16 protein-coding genes are annotated in these 20,584 nt (G+C 57.6%); 4 read left to right on the top strand and 12 right to left on the bottom strand.

What is annotated here, in order from left to right:
- Positions 1-27: 27 nt before the first annotated feature.
- The 4 genes from F1381_RS26355 to F1381_RS26340 form a co-directional block, all read right to left on the bottom strand.
- Entirely contained in the window at positions 28-1,191 is a 1,164-nt protein-coding gene (locus tag F1381_RS26355; protein WP_151737803.1) for an iron-containing alcohol dehydrogenase, read from the bottom strand.
- Between the two features lie 148 nt (positions 1,192-1,339).
- On the bottom strand, positions 1,340-2,923 hold the full coding sequence (locus F1381_RS26350; protein WP_151737802.1) for a UDP-glucose--hexose-1-phosphate uridylyltransferase: 1,584 nt from the start codon (positions 2,921-2,923) through the stop codon (positions 1,340-1,342).
- Positions 2,924-2,952: 29 nt separating this feature from the next.
- Positions 2,953-3,939 (bottom strand): UDP-glucose 4-epimerase GalE, encoded by a 987-nt coding sequence (galE, locus tag F1381_RS26345; protein WP_151737801.1) that lies wholly within the window; start codon positions 3,937-3,939, stop codon positions 2,953-2,955.
- A gap of 2 nt (positions 3,940-3,941) precedes the next feature.
- Entirely contained in the window at positions 3,942-5,120 is a 1,179-nt protein-coding gene (locus F1381_RS26340; protein ID WP_151737800.1) for a galactokinase, read from the bottom strand.
- A gap of 228 nt (positions 5,121-5,348) precedes the next feature.
- Between F1381_RS26340 and F1381_RS26335 the strand changes: the two genes are divergently transcribed.
- Positions 5,349-6,239 (top strand): AraC family transcriptional regulator, encoded by an 891-nt coding sequence (locus F1381_RS26335; RefSeq protein WP_151737814.1) that lies wholly within the window; start codon positions 5,349-5,351, stop codon positions 6,237-6,239.
- 49 nt (positions 6,240-6,288) lie between these two features.
- Here the strand turns inward: F1381_RS26335 and F1381_RS26330 are convergent, their stop codons facing one another.
- From F1381_RS26330 to F1381_RS26310, 5 genes are all read right to left on the bottom strand, one after another.
- On the bottom strand, positions 6,289-6,483 hold the full coding sequence (locus tag F1381_RS26330) for a hypothetical protein (RefSeq protein ID WP_151737799.1): 195 nt from the start codon (positions 6,481-6,483) through the stop codon (positions 6,289-6,291).
- Between the two features lie 105 nt (positions 6,484-6,588).
- Complete coding sequence (gene mgrA / locus F1381_RS26325) at positions 6,589-7,599, bottom strand: L-glyceraldehyde 3-phosphate reductase (protein ID WP_151737813.1); 1,011 nt, start codon at positions 7,597-7,599, stop codon at positions 6,589-6,591.
- Positions 7,600-8,066: 467 nt separating this feature from the next.
- Positions 8,067-8,804, bottom strand: coding sequence for an NAD-dependent protein deacylase (locus tag F1381_RS26320; protein WP_151737798.1), 738 nt, complete (start codon positions 8,802-8,804; stop codon positions 8,067-8,069).
- Positions 8,805-8,821: 17 nt separating this feature from the next.
- Entirely contained in the window at positions 8,822-9,601 is a 780-nt protein-coding gene (locus F1381_RS26315; protein ID WP_151737797.1) for an HAD family hydrolase, read from the bottom strand.
- Positions 9,602-9,634: 33 nt separating this feature from the next.
- Entirely contained in the window at positions 9,635-10,384 is a 750-nt protein-coding gene (locus F1381_RS26310) for an alpha/beta hydrolase (RefSeq protein WP_246188207.1), read from the bottom strand.
- Positions 10,385-10,566: 182 nt separating this feature from the next.
- On the opposite strand from F1381_RS26310, the gene F1381_RS26305 reads away from it, so the two are divergent.
- Together F1381_RS26305 and ilvD are read left to right on the top strand one after the other, a co-directional pair.
- Positions 10,567-11,607 carry an acyltransferase family protein gene (locus F1381_RS26305; protein WP_151737795.1) on the top strand — a complete coding sequence of 347 codons (1,041 nt, stop codon included), beginning with the start codon at positions 10,567-10,569 and terminating at the stop codon, positions 11,605-11,607.
- 392 nt (positions 11,608-11,999) lie between these two features.
- Positions 12,000-13,685, top strand: a complete 1,686-nt coding sequence (gene ilvD / locus F1381_RS26300) for a dihydroxy-acid dehydratase (protein ID WP_151737794.1) — start codon at positions 12,000-12,002, stop codon at positions 13,683-13,685.
- A gap of 205 nt (positions 13,686-13,890) precedes the next feature.
- On the opposite strand, the gene F1381_RS26295 is transcribed toward ilvD, so the two are convergent.
- Complete coding sequence (locus F1381_RS26295; protein ID WP_151737793.1) at positions 13,891-15,270, bottom strand: polysaccharide deacetylase family protein; 1,380 nt, start codon at positions 15,268-15,270, stop codon at positions 13,891-13,893.
- A 255-nt stretch (positions 15,271-15,525) separates the two neighbouring features.
- Between F1381_RS26295 and F1381_RS26290 the strand changes: the two genes are divergently transcribed.
- Positions 15,526-16,734: an AI-2E family transporter gene (locus F1381_RS26290; protein WP_151737792.1), complete on the top strand. Its 1,209-nt coding sequence runs from the start codon at positions 15,526-15,528 to the stop codon at positions 16,732-16,734.
- Positions 16,735-16,768: 34 nt separating this feature from the next.
- Here F1381_RS26290 and F1381_RS26285 read toward each other — a convergent pair whose 3' ends face one another.
- Together F1381_RS26285 and F1381_RS26280 are read right to left on the bottom strand one after the other, a co-directional pair.
- Entirely contained in the window at positions 16,769-18,577 is a 1,809-nt protein-coding gene (locus F1381_RS26285; RefSeq protein ID WP_246188206.1) for a peptidoglycan D,D-transpeptidase FtsI family protein, read from the bottom strand.
- 966 nt (positions 18,578-19,543) lie between these two features.
- A complete protein-coding gene (locus F1381_RS26280; protein WP_151737790.1) occupies positions 19,544-20,506 on the bottom strand; it encodes an acetylxylan esterase in 963 nt (320 codons plus the stop codon).
- Positions 20,507-20,584: the final 78 nt, after the last annotated feature.

The following is a 20,584-nucleotide window of genomic DNA, read 5'->3' as shown; positions in this document are numbered from 1 at the left end:
TGTAACAGCTTTGCGCCATTAGCGGACTTACAGCGCCTGCTTGTAAATTTCCACCACATCCTCGCGCTGCAGCTTGCGGAAGTTGCCGAACGGGCCGAAGCGTACCGCTTTGTCGGCCATGGCGCCGATCTCGCTGTCGTCGATGTCGTAGTCGGCCAGCGCCTTCGGCGCGCCGATGGAATCCCAGAAGCGGCGCAGCGCTTCAATGCCTTCCAGTCCGACTTCCTCGTCGGTCTTGCCGGTGGCGTCCACTCCGAACACATTGACCGCCAGCTGGCGGAAGCGGGCCGGATTGGTGCTGAGGTTGTAGCGCATCCAGTGCGGGAACAGGATCGCCAGGCCGCCGCCGTGCGGAATATCGTACACAGCCGAAACGGCGTGCTCGATATTATGGGTGGCCCAGTCGCCGGCAAAGCCCATGCTGACCATGCCGTTCAGCGCCATCGTACCGCAGTACATGATCGTCTCGCGCAGCTCATAGTTCTCCAGGTCTTCGATCAGTTTCGGAGCGGTTTCAATGACGGTGCGCAGCAGTGTCTCGCAGAAGCCGTCCTGCACCGGCGTATTGCCGTCCGTGTGGAAGTAATGTTCAAGCACATGTGACATAATGTCGACCATACCGTAGACGGTCTGATCGCGCGGCAGAGAGAAGGTATTGACCGGATCAAGGATGGAGAAGGCCGGGAAGGCGTGCACGCTGCCCCAGCCCATCTTCTCCTTGGTCACTTCGTTGGAGATGACCGAGCCGCTGTTCATTTCAGAACCGGTTGCGGCCATAGTCAGCACAGTGCCCAGCGGCAATGCGGCCTGCGGAGCGGCTTTGCGTTCCACAAAATCCCACATGTCGCCTTCATATTTCGCGCCGACAGCGACCGCCTTCGCACAGTCCAGCACGCTGCCGCCGCCGACGGCGAGGATCAGCTCAATGCCGTGCTCACGGCAAAGCTCCACCCCTTTATGTACCGTGGACAGGCGCGGATTCGGTTCTACTCCGGCGAGCTCGGTAACTTTAGCGCCAATGGCGTTCAGTTCAGAAAGCACATTATCGTAAAGGCCGCTGCGCTTGATGCTGCCGCCCCCGTACATCAGAAGCACGTTCTTGCCGTATTTCGGTACTTCCGTACGCAGCGCCTGCAAGGTTCCTTGTCCAAAAATCAGCTTGGTGGGATTGTAAAATTCAAAGTTGCGCATGGAATCAACCTCCAGTAGTTTTAAATGTGCGGTGCAATTGTATATTATAGCCCTCCGGCACGGTCCATACAAATCGGGGCGCAAACACCGGTTTATGAGCCCAAAAATGCCCGCGCCGGATACGGCGGGGCATAAGGGTCTGAAGAGCTTACTGCTGTGCGCCGAAACGGCTGACGAACCGGCGGAAGGCCGCCTGACCTTCGGGCGTCCGTTTGTAGACGCCGGCATGCTCCAGTATATGTGTGAACTTGGTGCCGACCTCATGCTGAATCAGCTTGACCGCTTCTTCCCGGCCATTGCCTGTACCGAAGCGTTCCGTCAGCTCCTGAATCCAGTCGGCATGCTGCGCCAGCTTATGCTGAGGATCGCTCTGCACCGCCTGCAGCAGTTCTCCGTCGCCGGCCAGGATACCGGCAATCTCGTCCAGTTCTTCCTTGAGTCGGCCCGGCAGAATGGCCAGTCCCATCACTTCAATCAGGCCGATGTTCTCCTTCTTGATATGATGCATTTCCCGGTGCGGATGGAAAATCCCCTCCGGATATTCGTCGCTGGTCCGGTTGTTACGCAGCACCAGATCCATCTCGAATCCGCCGTCCTCAGCGCGGCGCACGATTGGCGTAACCGTATTGTGGCGCACGCTTTCCTCCCCGGCCTCGCTGGCTGCCAGCACATCGGCCTCCGGATCGCTGTAGGCCTTCCATGCTTCATAGATGTCGTTGCCGCACTCCAGCAGCACCGCCGGGTCCGCGCTGTGCAGGCGCAGCACCGACATCGGCCACTTGACGATACTGATGCTCACACCCGGATAGCTGGCATGGGTAAAGGTATCTTCCTTCGGCGCCTTCTGGATCGGGAACGTATGACGCCCGCCCTGGAAGTGGTCATGCGTCAGAATCGAGCCGCCGACAATCGGCAGGTCCGCATTTGAGCCGATAAAATAGTGCGGGAAGGCTTCCACGAACCCGAGCAGCCGCTTCAGCGTATCCTTGGTCAGCTTCATCGGCACATGGTCATGATGGAACACGATGCAGTGTTCGTTGTAATACACATACGGCGAGTACTGGAAGAACCATTTCTCCTGGTTCATCTCCAGCGGAATAATCCGCAGATTCTGACGCGGCGGATGATTCACCCGTCCGGCATAGCCGACATTCTCGCGGCAGAGCTGGCACTTTGGATAGACCGGTGGCGGCAGCAGCCGGGCCATGGCGATTTCCTTCGGGCTCTTCTCCGGCTTCGAGAGATTGATGGTCATCTCGATATCGCCGTACGGCGACTCCTGCAGCCAATAGACGTTCTTCGAGACACGGTCCATGCGGATATAGTTCGAATCAATGCTTAACTGGTAAAAGCGGTCGGTAGCCGCCTGAATGCCCTGCCCGTCCTTCAGACGGCTGAATTCGGCGTTGACCTCCGACGGACGGGCCATTAGAAGGCCCATAATTTTGGCGTCCAGCAGATCGCGATACGTGTCCGTGTTCTCGGGAATCAGCCCAATTTCGAACCCGTAGTCAATCAGGACATCAAGCGGCGCCTGCGGGCTGTCCAGCGGAGCTTCGCTGAACTCCGCCGGATAAGGCTCGCTGAACCGGAACTGGTCAAGCAGCTCGTTGCGGCTGTAGTCTTCATCCGCCGGCTGGATCAGTTCTTTGTGCAGCGCGAACTGCACAAGCTGCTCAATGGCCAGCAGTGCCTTCTGCGCGGCGGGTGACGCGTTAATTTCGCTAGTCATGTTCATTCTCCTTCATTGCGGTGCTGATCTTATTTCCCGTAGCCCTGCGGATTTGCCGAGTGCCAGCTCCAGGCGCTCTTAATAATGTCGGCCAGGTCGGGATACTGCGGATTCCAGCCGAGCACGGAGCGGGCTTTGTCCGAAGAGGCCACCAGTACGGCAGGGTCTCCGCCGCGGCGCTCCTGGATCACTACCGGAATGTCGAGACCGGTGACCTGTTTGGCTGTCTCAATGACCTGCTTGACCGAGAAGCCCTGACCGTTGCCCAGGTTGAAGACATTGCTGTCGTTGCCGCTGCGCAGGTAGTCTACCGCGCGGATATGCGCGTCGCCCAGGTCGGTGACATGGATGTAATCGCGGACGCAGGACCCGTCTTCGGTCGGATAGTCTTCACCGAAGACCGCAATGCTCGCGCGCTGCTTCAGCGCAGCCTGCAGCACCAGGGGAATCAGATGGCTCTCCGGACGGTGATCTTCGCCGATCTTGCCGCTCTTATGGGCGCCCGAAGCATTGAAGTAGCGCAGCGCGACGTACTTGATGCCGCTGACTTGGTCGAACCAGGCCATCATGCGCTCCATAGTCAGCTTCGTTTCGCCGTACACATTCTTCGGCTGGGTGCGGTCGCTTTCCTCGATCGGTAGCTTTTCCGGCTCGCCGTAAGTTGCAGCAGTGGAGGAGAAGACGATTTTGTTCACGCCGGCTTCCTGCATCGCTTCGAGCAGGCAGAGGGTGCCGTAGACATTGTTGTCGTAGTATTTGGCCGGATTCTTCATGCTCTCGCCCACTTCGGAGCTGGCGGCAAAGTGGATCACCGCTTCGATGTTATTTTCAGAGAACAGCTTCTTCAGTGTAACCTTGTCGCGCAGGTCTCCCTCGTACAGCTTGCCGCCCAGCAGCGCCTCGCGGTGCCCGGTTACCAGATTGTCAATCACTACTACCTCTTCGCCCCGGTCCAATAGTTCTGCTACAGTATGAGAACCGATATAACCTGCTCCGCCAGTTACCAAAATCGCCATGCTTACTTCTCCCCTTTCAGTTCTTCTACACCGTTGCCGATGCCGCACACATAGAATTCGCCGGTCAGGCCGGTTCTGCGGGTGTAGGCTTCACCCACCTCGGCGATAAACCGCTGTACATCATCCTCATGCACCAGGGACACCGTGCAGCCGCCGAAGCCTGCGCCGGTCATCCGCGAGCCGAGCGTGCCCGGAATGCGCTGCGCTTCTTCCACCATCACGTCCAGCTCCTCGCAGCTGACTTCGTACAGATCGCGCAGCGAGACATGCGAATCGTTCATATACAGGCCGAACTGCTTCAGATCGTTCTGCTTTAAGACTTCCACGGAATCAAGCACGCGCTGGTTCTCTTCCACAACATGCTTGGCGCGCCGTCTGACGGTCTCGTCGGTGATTTTGTCCTGGAGCTCTGCGAACTGTGCGGGTTTCATTTCGGCCAGATAAGACAAGCCGGGAGCCTCCTGCTTCAGGATGCGGAACGCTTCTTCGCACTGGCTGCGGCGTTCGTTATATTTGGAGTCCACCAGACCCCTCTTCTTGTTCGTGTTGCCGATCACCAGCTTGTAAGAGCCGGTCACAAACGGAATCAGGTTGTATTCCAGCGTGTCGCACATGAGCAGAATGGCATGGTCGCGTTTACCGTTGGCCACCGCAAACTGGTCCATGATCCCCGAGTTGACCCCGACATACTGGTTCTCCGCACGCTGCGAGAGCAATGCAATTTCCACTGTGTCGGTATCGCCGCCGAGCAAGGTCAGGAAGGCATAGCCGGTCACTACCTCGATGGAAGCGGAGGAAGAGAGGCCTGAGCCGTTCGGGATGTCGCCATGGAACAGAAGATCATAGCCTTGGGTAAGCGGAAGCTCCTTCTTCGCCAGCTCCACCAGCACACCCGACGGATAGTCCACCCATTCGCCGGTTTTGGCTGCGCCGATATCGCCGTAGGCGATGGAGGCTTCATAAGGGAAGTTGGTGGAGGCAAAGCGTACAACTCCGTCGCCGTTCGGACGGACCAGCAGGGTCGTTCCGAAATCCAGCGCCGCCGGAAGCACATAGCCGCCATTGTAGTCCAGATGCTCTCCGATGAGATTCACCCGGCCCGGTGCATAAAACACTCTCGCCTCCTCTTTACCCTCTCCGTATTTCTCGATAAATCTTGTGTTCAGATCCTGTACGCTCATTACTGCCAACCCATCCTTTCGCTGTTCTCGCTTCATCTTGGTATTCTGTATTGCTTCGTTCATGGTTCCATTATAATAAAATCAGACTTGCCCTGATAATGCAATCATGTGTGGTATGTATGGACAAATGTGACTTCCGGCAGATAGCGCTATATAATTTAAATCAACGCTAGATGTTTCCCCGTCTCCGTCATGGGCGGAATTCCCGGCGGGAAGAAAGGAATGGAATTGATGGAGCACACTTACACTTATTCCGTAGCCTCCAATCCGGTTTATTATGAGACCCAGAGCCTGCATGTGCTGTTCTCCGGCGAGAGCCAGACCCTGCCGTTGCATCAGGCCGGCCCCAAAATTTACGACTATTATCTGCTCCACTACATCGAATCCGGCAGCGGCGTCTTCCGCAGCGAGAACCGCGCGTATGAGCTGGGCGCAGGCGACTGCTTCCTGATCCATCCGGACCAACTGGTCAGCTATATTTCCGGCCCGGAACAGCCCTGGCGTTACCGCTGGGCGGCGTTCACGGGCAGCGAATCGGATGACCTTGTGCTGAAGGCCGGCTTCACCCCGCAAAGGCCGGTGCTCTCCACCGGTGAAGAGAGTGCTATTCCCGGCGCCCTTGCTGGAATGATGCAGGCCTTCTATGCCAATCAGGAGAGCGCCCATCTGACCTCGCTGGGCTACCTGTACCTGATTGTCGGCGAAGCCGCCGGGCTGCTGACCGCCACACGCCTGCCCGGCGCCGAATCACAGGTCAAGCGGACCGTGAAGCAGATGATCCACTACATGGCGGCACAGTACGCGCACCCGGTATCCATTGAGCAGATGTGCGGCAGCCTGGGCTATAACCGCGCCTACCTGTCGCGCATCTTCAAGCAGGAGACCGGCCTCTCGCCGGTCACTTACCTGCTCAAGCTGCGCATTGAGAAATCGCGCCAGCTGCTGCGCGAGCGTCCGGAGCTGTCCGTCGAGCAGGTGGCCGCATCCGTCGGCCTGACGGATGCGCTGTACTTCTCGCGCCAGTTCAAGCGCTTCTGCGGCCAGTCCCCGACGGCTTACCGCTCCGTCACCGTCAGGCCGGCCGAGAAGCCGACCGAGAAGCCGGCGCTGCGGGATTAACCAGGGGCGCTCGCCTGGCCGGGCAGGTTGCCGCTGCAGAGCTGCGCGTTTAATCCCGCGCGGAGCCCGCTCCGGATACCAGCCGGTCCAGCAGGAATCCGGCCGTATACCAGAACATCAGCGAGGACAGATAGACTAAGACTATGGGAATTTCCGCTACGCGTATTGCACGGAAGGATTCGTCTAACCAGATCAGCGGGCTGGTCGCAGCCAGCGTAACAATCCACAGTCGCTCCTTTCTCAATGCTTTCTTGCGCAGGTATTATGTGTATATTCATAGTAGCGCATCAGCCCGCATCCTTTACGGAAGCGGGCTGATGATGTTGGCGTTGCGGATTCTGCGGAAGTCTTACCCTCCGGCCTCGGGATCGGTGTGGAGAATATTCTCGATCCGCTCCAGCTCCTCCTGCGTGAAGTCACTGTGGGCCAGCGCGGCGATATTCTCCTCGATCTGGCTGACGCGGCTTGCGCCGATCAGCGCTGAGGTGACTCTGCCGCCGCGCAGCGTCCAGAGAAGCGCGAACTGCGCCAGCGTCATGCCCCGCGAGACAGCCATTTGGTTGAGCGCACGGATCTTGCGCAGGGCTTCCGGCGTAATTCTGCTCTCGCTGAGCGCCGTCGAAGGCCCGGCTGCCCGGGAATCGGACGGTATGCCGTTCAAATATTTATTCGTCAGCATGCCCTGGGCCAGCGGGGTGAAGACGATGCTGCCGACGCCATGCTTGTCCAGCTCATCCTGCAGGCTCTGCTCGATCCAGCGGTCCAGCAGCGAGTAGCTCGGCTGATGGATCAGGAGCGGGGTGCCCAGCTCATCCAGAATCCGGATCGCCTCAGCCGTCTGCTCGGCAGAATAGTTGGATAAGCCCACGTAGAGTGCTTTACCGGAGCGGACGGCATACGCCAGCGCGCCCATCGTCTCCTCCAGCGGCGTTTCGGGATCGGGGCGGTGAGAATAGAAAACATCCACATATTCCACCCCAAGCCGCTTCAGGCTCTGGTCGAGGCTGGCCAGCATATATTTCCGCGAGCCCCATTCACCATACGGTCCGGGCCACATATAATATCCCGCCTTGGTGGAGATGACTATCTCATCGCGGTAAGGCGCAAGGTCCCGGGCCAGCACCTTTCCGAACAACTCCTCCGCCGAACCGGCAGGCGGCCCGTAATTGTTGGCCAGGTCGAAATGGGTAATGCCAAGATCAAACGAACGGACAATCATCTCCCGGCCGTTCTCGTAGGCGTCGATCCCGCCGAAATTATGCCACAAGCCAAGCGATACAGCTGGCAGCTTCAAGCCCGACCTGCCCACACGGTTATACCTCATAGCCTCATAACGATCATCGCTGGCCACATATACCATTGCCATCACCGCCTCTTCTCGTTCTCGGTTGCCAAGCGTTACCCTATTTTAAACCGCCTGGGGCGCACATAATCGCTTAGCCGAAAATAAAAGTTGTGCGGGATAACCGTTCTTCGAATATTCGGTCTATTGGCTCACAGCTGCGGGGATTGTTTGGACTTCCGGCCGAGAATTTCCTTGATAACTGCCGCTAATCGCTGGATGGTTCGCCGTCAATCATCTCTAGTTAGATGAGCGGTAGGCAGCCCCTGTTTGCACACCGCAGTTGGAAAAACGCCACTTAATTGCAGCTGAATGAAGATGAACACAAATTTAGTTGGATAACCGCCGCTTAGTAGGGGCGAAAAAGAAGGATTGCAGCCCTAACGTCGAAATTAAGTGGCGATAATCAAATTAGATTCCTGAAGTCCAAAAAAAAAGCAAGATTAGTATGCGAAAATCGAACTATTGGTAATGCACGTTCAATTTCAGATGAGGCTTGAAATGCTCCTCATCACTTCGCCGATGCGGCCCTTCAAGATGAGATCCACCCGGTGGTCGTACGGTGTCGGGTCGTTGTTCAGCAGCACGGTATGCCGGCCCTTGAAATACGTAACCAGGCTGGCTGCCGGCTGGACGGTCAGCGAAGTGCCGCCGATGATCAGCAGATCAGCGGCGGAAATGGCGGCCAGCGCCGACATCAGCACATGATGGTCGAGCTCTTCTTCGTACAGCACCACATCCGGCTTGATCATACCGCCGCACTCCGGGCAGCGCGGCACGCGTTCCGCGGAACCGGTCACCTGCTCCAGCCCGTAAAAACGGCCGCAATCCAGGCAATGGTTGCGGTGGACGGAGCCGTGCAGCTCCAGCACCGACTTGCTGCCGGCCAGCTGGTGCAGGCCGTCGATATTTTGCGTAACGACGGCCTGCAGCTTCCCGCGCCGTTCCAGCTCGGCCAGCAGCAGATGCGCACCGTTTGGCTCCGCGCCGGGATGAAGCATTTTGCTGCGGTAGAAATCGAAGAAGACCTCCGGCTGGGCCATGAAGAAGCTGCGGCTCAGCATCACCTCCGGCGGGAACGGCGATTCATGCTCCGCCGTATACAGTCCGGCCGCCGAGCGGAAGTCGGGGATGCCGCTTTCCGTGGAGGTTCCCGCGCCGCCGAAGAACACTATATTGTCGCTTTCCTTGATCCATGAAACCAGCTGCTGCAATGAATCCATGCCAGCTGCACTTCCTTTCATCGCTTTATGAGTTCAGCGGTAATGCGCAGCGCCCGGAAATCAGAAACCACCGCGTCCGCGTCCAGCAAATGCGCACCCGCGCCGTCCGGGGCAATCCCCAGCGAGAAGCATAGCCCCGCCCCCTTGCCGAGCTGCATATCCGCGTTGCTGTCGCCGATGATGACGGTCTCCTCCGGCGCAAGGCCCAGCTCGGCGCAGGCCAGCTCCGCCATCTCCGGTGCAGGCTTGCCGTGGGTGACACGGTCACGCGTAACCACGCTGCCGAAATACCCGGCTGCGCCAAGCCATTCAAGCTGTTCGCCGGTTGTCTTGGCTTCATCGGAGGTGACTACCCCGAGCTTAAGGCCGGCTTCGGCGCATTTCAGCAGGAAGGGCAACAGTCCGGGCAGGGGTACAGCCAGCCGCCGCGTACGCAGCTCTTCCATAGCTTCCTTAATAATGTCGTTCACGCGCAGCTTTGCTTCGTTCCAGGGAACCCCGGCAGTATAAAGCTGCCAGGTCAGGATGCCGCCCGTCTCTTCCGAGGTGGCCATGGCCAGCGGTCCGGCGGGGTCATAGCCGGTAATTCGTCCGGCGGCATCATGGGCGGTGCCCAGCACCGCGGACAAATCAAAGGCAGGGCCGGTTCCGCTAAGCGCCAGCTGGTTCTCCAGCCCGCGCAGCACCAGCTCTGCCCAGGTTCCCCATGTTGCCAGCAAATCAAGCAGCGTCCCATCCTTGTCGAACAAAATCCCCTTGCAGGGTACCGCTGTTTCATTGATATGCAATACGGGCATGTTACCGCTCCTCTCTGTTAACGGTTCGATACATTAACGCAGGTTCCCCAGCCAGTCGAGCATCGCCCGGGCCGTGCTGCTCTGCTGTTCATCTTCCGTAATCGTCGGCGTTCCGTCGCCTTTTTGCGGACCATAACTGCCGAATTGGCCATGGTTGCCGCCCGGGATTGAGGTATAGACCGTGTTGCTTGGCAAATAGGAGCGTCCTTCGTTATATTTGTCCCTGTCGACTACCTCATCCTTGGTGCCGAGCACCGAAAGAACGGAAAGGGTCGTATCCTTCAGGCTGCCCTTCTCATCGGCATAAGAAGCAAGAAAATACACGCCTTCAAAATCCTCTGGATGCTCCGCCGCATAGCGCGAGGCCATCACGCCGCCCAGCGAGTGCCCGCCGATAACGAAGGTCTGCCGGGGATGGACACGGATGATGTCACCGGCGGCGTCCCCGTCGATTACTGCCAGGTTCAGCGGCATCTTGGCGATATAGAAAGGATGTCCGGCGGAGGCGATTTTCTTGGCGAGAGGCGCATACGCTTCCGGTTTAACCAGCCCGCCGGGGTAGAAAATGACCGATGTCCCGAGAATGGCTGAGGGCTCAAAGCTGATCCAGTTGTCATTCTCCTCGACAGTGACACCGCCGGAGGAGATCAGCGCCGTCTCAGCGGCAGGTTCAGGCGCGTAAGGGGTCAAATATTTCCATACACCTAAAGCAGCCACAACCAGAACCACAAGCAATCCGGTCAGGATGCGGCGTTTTGTTATCCTTTTTTTCAATAGATTCACTCCCGTTTACTGCCTACTGAAAATTATATAGTAAGCCCATCAATCAAACAACCTTCAACACATCGCCACATATGTACGCTGTGATAACGCTTACTATTGTGATATATTTCACAATTTATCTTTTGGAAATCATGTATTTTAAAATTAAATTAATTGCCACACAGATTATTGGGGGTAGAGGTATGCAGCAGGAACATTCGCTGGAGACGCGCGGGGAAACTTTTTTCCTCAATCTCCGCTTCATGCTTATTGTTACGGTCTTTGTCGGCAATGTGATCGAACCTCTGATCGGCCAAATGAGCGGACTGCATAGCCTGTTCGTCTGGATCTTCAGCTTCCACATGCCGCTGTTCGTCCTGGTCACCGGGTACTTTGCCAAACGAAGCCTCACCGGCGCCGCCGGCCGCAAAGTGCTGCTGCAGATCGGATTGCAGTACCTCATATTCCAGAGCCTGTACTCTGCACTTGACGTCTCTCTATTCCATGCCGATAATATCCACCATTCCTTCTTTGCCCCTTATCTATTGCTCTGGTTCCTGGCCAGCCATCTCTTCTGGCGTCTTCTGATGCTCGGTATGGCGCGCTGGTCGGTGTGGACGAAGCTCGCCTTCGCCATTGCGGCCGGTATGGCTGTCGGGTATCTGCAGCTTGACGGCGTCTGGTTCAGCATCAGCCGGACCTTTGTGTACCTGCCGTTCTTTGTTATCGGCTATCATTTTAATTTTGCCCTCTTCGAAAAAATCTATCATAAGTATGTCCGAATTGCCGCCGCAGCCGTCTCTGCTGTGCTGCTTGTGACGCTGGGCTCCGTATTCCAAGGCATTCCGCTGGGATGGCTGTACGGAAATATGACCTTTATGCAGGTAGAAGCCCTGGAGTGGTATGCAGGCGCCTATCGTCTGGCGATGTACGGTCTGCAGTTTGCCGCTTCGCTTGCGTTCCTCGGCTGGGTGCCGTACCGGTTCAGCCGGATGACAGACCTGGGGCGCCGCACGCTGTATGTGTTCCTTCTGCATGGTTTCATCGTCCGGCTGGCTGTCGTCTCCGGCATCTACACATACATCAGCGGCGCCGCCGGTGCCGTGCTTGTGGTGCTCTCGGCTGTCGTCTTCACCGTACTCCTTGCCCAGCCTGCCGTAAAGCGCCTGCTGCATCCGCTGGTCGAGCCGCCGGTGGAATGGATGAGTGTCCTGCGCCAAGCCGCGCTACGCCGTCCGCTGTAACTTTCCGCAATTCCCGGCCTTTCCTTTGGGAGAGGCTTTTTTGCTGCGTGATCGGGTATTTACCAGGTATGTAAAAAGAACTGTGCTGCAGGGACAAACTTCACATTGTCCGGTAGAAAAAGCAGGCCTTTTGTGATAGACTCACTTAATAAGAAAAATCTTATACAGCCGGTGTTTACCGGCATGATGTTTTTATAGAAACGGCTCCGCCCTCCTTCTTCCATATTCAAGAAGCTGGACCCTGTTCTTTCTATAAACCGCGGATCCGCAGCATCCGGGATTGTAATGCGTTAACGCGGCACCATCTGTTATTTCCGGCGATGCCGGGCCTGCTTCATGCAGCCTGGAGGATGCTACGCCTGACCAATTTTTTTTAGGGGGGAACCACTTGTATGGCAGCCAAGAAAATGCGTTCTGACATGATCAAGAAAGGCTTTGACCGCGCGCCGCACCGCAGTCTGCTGCGTGCCGCCGGAGTAAAAGAAGAGGATTTCGGCAAGCCGTTTATTGCGGTCTGCAATTCTTATATTGATATCGTTCCGGGTCATGTGCATCTGCAGGAATTCGGCAAGATCGTCAAGGAAGCGATCCGCGAAGCCGGTGGCGTTCCGTTCGAATTCAATACGATCGGCGTAGACGACGGTATCGCCATGGGCCACATCGGCATGCGCTACTCCCTGCCCAGCCGCGAGATCATTGCCGACTCCCTGGAAACGGTCGTCTCCGCGCACTGGTTCGACGGCATGGTCTGCATTCCCAACTGCGACAAAATCACGCCCGGTATGATGCTCGGCGCCCTGCGCGTCAACATCCCGACGATCTTCGTCAGCGGCGGCCCGATGAAGGCCGGCGTGGACAGCAAAGGCCGCAAGCTCTCCCTGACCTCCGTGTTTGAAGGTGTCGGTGCGCACCAGGTCGGCAAGATCAACGACGATGAGCTGCTGGAGCTGGAACAATTCGGCTGTCCGACCTGCGGTTCCTGTTCGGGCATGTTCACCGCCAATTCGATGAACTGTCTGGCTGAAGCGATGGGCCTGGCGCTCCCGGGCAACGGCACCATCCTTGCTGTAGCCGAGGAACGCAAAGATTTCGTCCGCAAATCAGCGAAGCAGCTGATGGAATTGATCAAGATCGACCTTAAGCCGCGCGACATCGTAACGAAGGAATCCATCGACAACGCCTTTGCGCTGGATATGGCCATGGGCGGCTCCACCAACACCGTGCTGCATACGCTGGCTATTGCCCAGGAAGCGGGCGTGGATTATCCGCTGGAGCGCATTAACGAAGTAGCTAACCGCGTGCCTTATCTGGCCAAGCTTGCTCCGGCCTCCGACATCTTCATCGAGGACGTGGACCGGGCCGGCGGCGTCAGCGCCGTGCTGAACGAGCTGCTGAAGAAGCCGGGCGCACTGTTCGGCGATTGCATGACCGTTACCGGGAAGACGCTGGCCGAGAACGTAACCGGCCATGAAATCCAGGATACCAGCGTGATCCATACGATAGATAATCCTTACTCCCAGGTCGGCGGCCTGTCCGTGCTTTACGGCAACCTGGCACCGGAAGGCTCCATCATCAAGGTTGGCGCAGTCGATTCTTCGGTCGGCGGCTACCACAAAGGTCCGGCCATCTGCTTCGACTCCCAGGAGGAAGCACTGGAAGGCATCGCCGGTGGTAAAGTCAAGGAAGGCCACGTTGTAGTCATCCGTTATGAAGGTCCGAAGGGCGGACCGGGCATGCCGGAAATGCTCGCCCCGACCTCGCAGATCGTCGGCATGGGTCTCGGCGCCAAGGTCGGCCTGATCACGGATGGACGCTTCTCCGGCGCCTCCCGCGGCATCAGCATCGGCCACATCTCGCCGGAAGCGGCCGAAGGCGGCCCGATTGCCTTCGTGGAAGACGGCGACATCATCGAGCTTGACCTCAACAACCGCAAGATCGAGCTGCTGGTTGACGAGGAAGTGCTGGCCGCCCGCCGCAGCAACTGGAAAGAATTCGAGCCGAAGGTCAAGACCGGCTACCTCGCCCGCTACTCCAAGCTGGTTACCAATGCCAGCAAGGGCGGCGTGCTGAAGATTTAATCTACTGAACGCATGAATGGAACCGGCCCTGCCAGTCTTACAAGACTGCAGGGCCGGTTTTTGGTGTGCGGAGCCGTGATCTTGTTCCTTTCAATGCCCCCAATCCGTGCGGAGCAGGACGTAAATAAAGCCCCGCACCCGATAGGGCTGCGGAGCTTCAATCTTCCATGAGCTTTAACTTATGAGTTCGGCACTAATTGAGCTCCTATCGCACCGCCGTTGCTCCCGGCAGCTCGGGCTCGAGCGTCAGCTCTTCCTCCCGCACCCGTTCGAGGTGGGTTATCTGCTTCTGCGGACGCTGGCGGTTCATCTGATTCAGCAATTGCGAGACTGGCATCAGCATCATCTTCGGCACAAGCATTTCACTGCGCTGCTTCAGCCTTGCACCTCCGGCCGGGTGAATCACACTCAGCAGAATGCTGAGGTAGAACTTGGTGGAACGGGCGAACCAGCCATCCGGCAAATCCAGCACCATGAAGCCGAATTTCTCCGGACCGCGGTTGATCATGCTGACCCCGTACAGCGCCTTCGCCTCGGCCAGATCCCCATTGGCGGCAATCTTATCCGCGAGTGCAGGCAAATCCTTCTCCATCTTGCGGATCATGCGGATCGCCAGCTGGGCGGTGGAACGGGCATGCAGCCCCAACTCGAACAGCTGCCGGTTGTCAAAATGCAACTCAATCACATTGTCGCCCTTGCGCAGGAATTCGCCGCCCTCCATCCGTACCGTCTCGCCCTGATACTTGCGCAGCCGGTAATGCAGAAACGGATCGGCCGGTGATATGGTCTTGATGCGGAACATAAACTGGAATAGCTGCTCCCAGATGAGCCACAGTCCGACGAGCAGCCGCTTGCCAAAGGAGAGCCGCTGCAGCGGAGAGGCCTGCACCTGGCGGATCATCTCGTCAATCCGGATGCTGCAGAGGCCGCGCCGCTGCACTTCCTGAAGCATCCGCTCCAGTGCAAGCAGCATCTGCTCCGGCGCCTTGGGATCGGCGCCCGGCGTCCGGCCGCAATCATGCAGCAGCATCACCTCGCCGGGATTCAGCTTGGCCAGTAGCTTGGCCGTCAGCCGCTCGGCCCCCAGCTTCTCCTTCCAGTCGCCGAACATCGCCGACCAGAGCACGATCTGCACCTGGCGGCGTTTCGAGAAATCGAACAGATTGACGATCCCCCACGGCGGACGGTAATATGTGCTCCGTTCACCGGTAATACTGTAAATAATATCATCCGTCCGCTGGATCTGCCGTTTGACGGTCCGCGGCCACATCAGCCAATTGGTCTTATGGTGATAATTATGGATACCGATCAGATGCCCTTCGTCGTGCATCCGCTTCACAATCTCCGGATGCCGTTCGGCATGCGCACCCACAACAAAGAAAGTAGCCTTCATATTATAGCGCTTCAGAAGATCAAGCAGCCGCGGTGTATATACCGGGTCAGGCCCGTCATCGAAGGTGAGCGAAAACTCCTTGGTCCCCACGCCTTTGCGGAAAACGCGATAACCGAACAGCCGGCTGATCAGTCCCGGAATAAATGCATAAAAGGTCGAGATGTAAAATAACCAGAGCAGCAAAGTCTGCATGTAAATTCCCCGCTTTTCCAGAGTTGACTTTTGGTCCGTTCATGCTGCATACAGAGATCACGCACGGCCAAAACGAGTAGCGAACCGCCTTTGCGAATACCGGAAAGCGAGCAGGCCGCAAAAAGACGTTACCCCCTATTTTAACATAACTCCCGAAGAAAATGGCGCTTTTTTCACAGAATCATGTACAATGAATGTATCGTAACAGACAAATCATCCAAATTATGTGACCTAAAAAAGGAGTCGGTTGTATTCATGTTGCCGCTTTACAAAAAATATTGGCGCACCTTCTTTGATATCGGGCTGGTGGTGCTGACGGTCTATCTGGTCATGCTGGCCTTCAGTAAGCTTTATGCGCTCGCCGCCCCGGTCTTCCTGTCCTTCTTCGTCTTTATGATCATCGAGCCGCTCGCGCGCTTTCTGAACCGCAAGGGAATGGCCAAGCCGTTCGCCTCGGCCATATCAGTGATATTGTTTGTCGTGCTGCTGCTGGGTGTGCTGTTCGGCGCCGGCATGCTGATTGCGATGCAGATCATGCGTCTGGAAGGCAATCTTCCGTACTATACGGCAGTTGTCCAGGCAAGCTTTACCGAAACGACAACCTTTCTTAAGCAGAAAATCGATGCGCTGCCACCGGATCTGACCGACAAGCTCAACGGGTATTTTACCAATATCACCAATATTCTCTCCCGCTGGCTGACGGTCTTCTTTAATTATATGATCGGTTTGCTTGGCTCCTTCTCCTCCTTTATGGCCAATTTCGGGGTCGGCATTATTCTGGCCTTCTTCCTGAGCATGGAGATTAAGGACTGGCGCAAGATTGCCCATGACAAAATGCCGAAAACGCTCAAGACGGCGTATGCGTTTCTGCAGGCCAATGTCTTCAAGGCCATCGGCTCCTACCTGAAGGCGCAGCTGATTCTGATCACCATCACCTTCGCCATTGTGCTGGTCGGGCTGTTCATCCTCGGCACGGGCAACGAGCTGACGATGGCTTTGGTCTGCGCCGTCTTTGACCTGCTGCCCTTGCTCGGCGTGTCGACGATCCTCATTCCGTGGATCATCTACCTGTTCATTGTCGGCAACACGGGGATGGCCATCGGACTGCTGGTCCTGCTGGCGGTGGTGCTGATTGTCCGGCAGCTGCTGGAGCCGAAGATTACCGGCAACTCGATCGGCGTCTCCTCAGCGTTCCTGATGCTGTCGTTCGTGCTGATCTCCATGTCCGCCTTCGGTGTGGCCGGCCTGATTCTTGCGCCGATTCTGCTGATCCTGATCAAGGAGCTGATTCAGCAGGGGTATCTGCAGCGCTGGATTTATCTGCCGAAGGAAGAATTCATCGTCTCGCCGTTCGCCGCATCGGAGCCCAGCACTGCCGGCGGACCGGTAAGCGGCGATCCGGAGACAGGCTCTTCAGCGGAGCCTCAGGCTCCGGAAGAACCGGCCAGCCGAACGGAGCGGTGAACAAGGACACGATGAGCGGCGATCTGGAGCAGCCTCAGACTCCCGAAGATCCGGCCAGCTGGTCGAATACCTGACCGAACAGCCTGGTCGCAAGATGCGGGCCACCGGGTGCGGCGTTCTCCACGGCCACGGCGACTGCATATTTCGGATGGTCCACCGGGCCGTAGCCGATGAACCACTGGTTATTGCGCGCCTTGCCGCGGACCAGCGTTTCGGCGGTCCCGGATTTGCCGGCCAGCGGCCAGCGCGCCTGCTGCAGCTTGCGGCCGGTCCCGTCCGTGACGACCCGGCGCATCATGGAGAGCAGCAGCCGGGAGGTCTGCGGCGAGATCTCGTCCGCCGCCGGAGCCAGATGGCCGGGCAGCTCGCTGAGCGTCTGCCCGTTCGCGAAGGCGACGCGCTGCAGAATGCGCGGCGCCCGCACTTCGCCGCCGTGCAGCAGCGTCACCACCAGGTTCGCGGCCTGCAGCGGCGTTACCCGCACATCGCGCTGTCCGATGGCGGTCTGCACCCTGGCGCCGCCGTCAGCGCCCGGCTGTTCTCCGGCGGCGAAGATGACGCCCGGCTGCTCCCCGGCGAGCGGCCGCAGCAGCGGCAGGCCCAGCGTGCGCTCGGCCTGCCAGCCGACCTGGCGGCCGAGGCCCAGCGCCAGCGCGGCGCGCTGCAGCTGCGGCCCGCTCAGCCGCTCCGCCAGCGTGGCGAACACAGTATTGCAGGACACGGCAAATCCCTCCGCCATGGTGAGGGCGCCGTGTCCTTTGCCGTTTGCGCAGCTGAGGCCGTATTTGCCGTACTCCCCTGAGCAGAAGAAGGGCTCGTCCGGGGAGGTCACTCCAGCTTCGAGCGCGGCGGCAGCGGTCACAACTTTAAAGATGGAACCGGGAATAACTCCCTGCAGTGCGCGGTTGTTCCACTGGCCGCCTGCGGGATCAATCTTGAGCGGGTTATACAGCGGAAGTGACACCATCGCCTCGATATCGCCGTTCTCCGCGTCAAGCACTACTACCGCTCCCTCTTGCATGCCGGAGTCCACGGCCAGCCTTTCAATGTCTTCCTGAAGCTTCATATCTACAGTCATATATACGGACAAAGGATAATAAGGGTTGCCCGGAGCCCTGACCTGTATCCCGCTGCCCGGCAGGCGGTTGCCGCGCGCATCCACCTGCGCGAAGGCCTCCGTATGCCCGACACCCTGCAGCAGCGGCTCTAGCGTCTTCTCCAGGCCGTCCGTGCCGCTCAGCGGCACGCGTAGTCCGCTGGGCGACCGCTTCGCTTCCTTAGGACCGGCCTCGGACAAGTACCCCAGCCACTGGCTGCCGGAAGCAGTGCCGTCATACCGGCGGTTATACGGCAGCACACTGACCCCGTCGATGCCGAGCCGCCCCACTTCTTCCGCCTGCTGTTCGGTCAGCGCAAGCGGCACCTTGCCGCCGCCGGCCGGATCAGGCCAGAGGAAGGGCTCCTTCATCGTCTGCAGCTTGTCCCGCATTTCCTCATAGGTCGCCCCCAGGACGGTGGCCAACCGGCGCAGCGGCTGCTCGCCGTCTGTCCGGCCTGCTGCAGATACTGGCTGCTCCTCCTGCGGGAAGAAGGCCGCCGTCCATACCGTCTCCCCCGCCAGCGGCTTGCCGGAGCGGTCAAGCAGCCGCCCCCGGCCGCTGTCGAGCACGGTTTCGCGCTCGCTTTGGATCTCGGCCATCTTGGCCAGGCTGTACGCAGCGCCGGGAACCGGACGGTCCTTCAGCAGCAGCTGCACCCAGGCCAGCCGCAGAATCAGTACCGCCAGCAGGCCAATCAGTATGAACAAGCCCCAGAAAATTCGTTTATGTACAAGCCTCAGCAAGGCGATACCCCCTCAGCCATGTCACGGTCATTTTTCAGCACAGTCATTTCACTGCATTTCTCAGTCATTTCACTGCATTTCTCAGCCATTTCACACTACAGTCATTACACAGTCATTCTATAGCTGTTTCACAGCTATTTCACGTCATAGTCCGCCTCACTATTATGCCCAACTGGCACAATTATTACTTGAGCCTTCGCAGAATGGCGCTCATGCACCGCAGCTCTTTGCTCCTTACTTCTCTCTCCGCTTCATTTCACGCAAAGAGCCGCCCATCCAATAGGGACGGGCGGCGTACCAAGCAGGTTATTTCGGTTGTTGCGGCCTTAGAATTGACTCTGTTTAAAATCGACTTGGTTTAAAACCCCCTAAACAACATTAATTGGATTTTCGCCACTTAATATGCTCGTTTGCGCCAGTTAACTGCAGGTTAGTTCGATAATCGCCACTTAATTATGGTAAAAATGATCTCCAACGCGGATTCCCAGCAAATTAGTGGGCGGAAATCCAACTAGTCTCCAAAGATCGAACTTCACGCGGAAAATAAGTAGCAAAAATCCAACTAGCCCCAAGTCCCCAGACCCGCGCTTGCCTATGCCTTTGCATGGTCTGCCCTAGTTTAGTCCGACCTTAGCTTGATATGCCTCTAGCTCGGTATGGTTACCACTCAACATGCCACCAGCTCGGTTTGGCCAGCTTGGTCCGGCCCTAGCTTTGAATGATTACAGCCAGATTTGGTTCTAGCTTGGTCTGCCCTAGTTTAGTCTGACCCTAGCTCGGTATGCCTCTAGCTAGATATGGTATGCCACTAGCTGGGCATGGCTCCTGCTGGGCATGCCTCTAACTAATATGCCTAAAACTGATATGCCTCTAGTTTGGCATGTGCCCGGTTCTACCATAGTCGAATTCTGTATGCTCCATTTGCTTCTCCTGTTGTATTAATCGCCTAAAGCGCCGCGCTCCCTCTTACAGCTCCATGAACATGCGGAGCGCCTTATCCGCAAGATACGGAAGATATTCATGGCCGTATTCATGATAGACCAGCAGCTCTTTCGGAGCGGTGATTTTATTGTATGCGGCGAATTGGGTGGAGGGCGGACAGATTGAATCCATGAGTCCGGTCACCCACAGCACTTTACCCTGGATGCGCCCGGCCAGGTTTTGGATATCAATCAACCCCAGACGGTTAAAAATCTCTTCCTCCCGCAAATGATGCGGATCAAAGAAACGGAAATAGTAATTCAGCTCCTCATAAGCCGAAGTCGTGATGTTGAGTTCCCAGGCCCGTTTGTAATCGGAGAGGAACGGATAGACCGGAAGGGCGGCGGCAATAAGCGGCTCCAGGGCAGCACAAACCACGGTGAGCGCTCCGCCCTGGGAGCAGCCATAAGCGCCGACCCGCGCCGGGTCGACCTCCGGCATGCTCATCAGGATACGCGCCGTCTGGGCGGTATCCAGAAAGACGTTCCGGTAATACAGATTGTCCGGATCGGGGTCATCTATCCCCCGGATAATATGTCCGCGGATCGTCGTCCCCTGTACAGCCAGATTATCCTCCGACAAGCCGCCCTGTCCGCGGCAGTCCATGGCGAGCACACTGAAACCATGTGCCGCATAGGCGACCTTCTCCATCCAGTCTCCGCTGTCGCAGGCATAACCATGGAACATGACAAGGCCCCGGCCCCGCTCCGCCCCTTTCATCCTCGGCCGTACATATTTACAATGCACCCGCGCCCCGCCTACACCGGTAAAATACAAATGAAAGCATTCCGCGAGCTCGCTCCGGAACTCAGCCGGAACCAGCTCATAATCGAGAGACTGGGCATCCAGCTCCGCGAGGGCACGCTCCCAGTATTTATCGAAATCAGCCGGCTTTGGGCTGCTGCCCTGATAAGACAGCAGCTCCGGCTCTGAGCGTTCGTTGGTCATCCTGATCTTCTCCTCTATGTTTATTGACACTCTGACAGAGCATCTGTTGCAGTTTGTACATTAGATTCCCCTTCTACT

This window comes from Paenibacillus tengchongensis (assembly GCF_008973665.1).
GTDB lineage: Bacteria > Bacillota > Bacilli > Paenibacillales > Paenibacillaceae > Paenibacillus_AQ > Paenibacillus_AQ tengchongensis.
This window is presented reverse-complemented; position numbering and strand designations above follow the sequence as displayed.

Coding starts and splice junctions, on each gene's coding strand:
- F1381_RS26355 (WP_151737803.1), bottom strand. CDS start 1,191: ATGCGCAACTTTGAATTTTACAATCCCACCAAGCTGATTTTTGGACAA.
- F1381_RS26350 (WP_151737802.1), bottom strand. CDS start 2,923: ATGACTAGCGAAATTAACGCGTCACCCGCCGCGCAGAAGGCACTGCTG.
- galE (WP_151737801.1), bottom strand. CDS start 3,939: ATGGCGATTTTGGTAACTGGCGGAGCAGGTTATATCGGTTCTCATACT.
- F1381_RS26340 (WP_151737800.1), bottom strand. CDS start 5,120: ATGAGCGTACAGGATCTGAACACAAGATTTATCGAGAAATACGGAGAG.
- mgrA (WP_151737813.1), bottom strand. CDS start 7,599: ATGGTATATGTGGCCAGCGATGATCGTTATGAGGCTATGAGGTATAAC.
- F1381_RS26320 (WP_151737798.1), bottom strand. CDS start 8,804: ATGGATTCATTGCAGCAGCTGGTTTCATGGATCAAGGAAAGCGACAAT.
- F1381_RS26315 (WP_151737797.1), bottom strand. CDS start 9,601: ATGCCCGTATTGCATATCAATGAAACAGCGGTACCCTGCAAGGGGATT.
- F1381_RS26305 (WP_151737795.1), top strand. CDS start 10,567: ATGCAGCAGGAACATTCGCTGGAGACGCGCGGGGAAACTTTTTTCCTC.
- ilvD (WP_151737794.1), top strand. CDS start 12,000: ATGGCAGCCAAGAAAATGCGTTCTGACATGATCAAGAAAGGCTTTGAC.
- F1381_RS26295 (WP_151737793.1), bottom strand. CDS start 15,270: ATGCAGACTTTGCTGCTCTGGTTATTTTACATCTCGACCTTTTATGCA.
- F1381_RS26290 (WP_151737792.1), top strand. CDS start 15,526: ATGTTGCCGCTTTACAAAAAATATTGGCGCACCTTCTTTGATATCGGG.
- F1381_RS26280 (WP_151737790.1), bottom strand. CDS start 20,506: ATGACCAACGAACGCTCAGAGCCGGAGCTGCTGTCTTATCAGGGCAGC.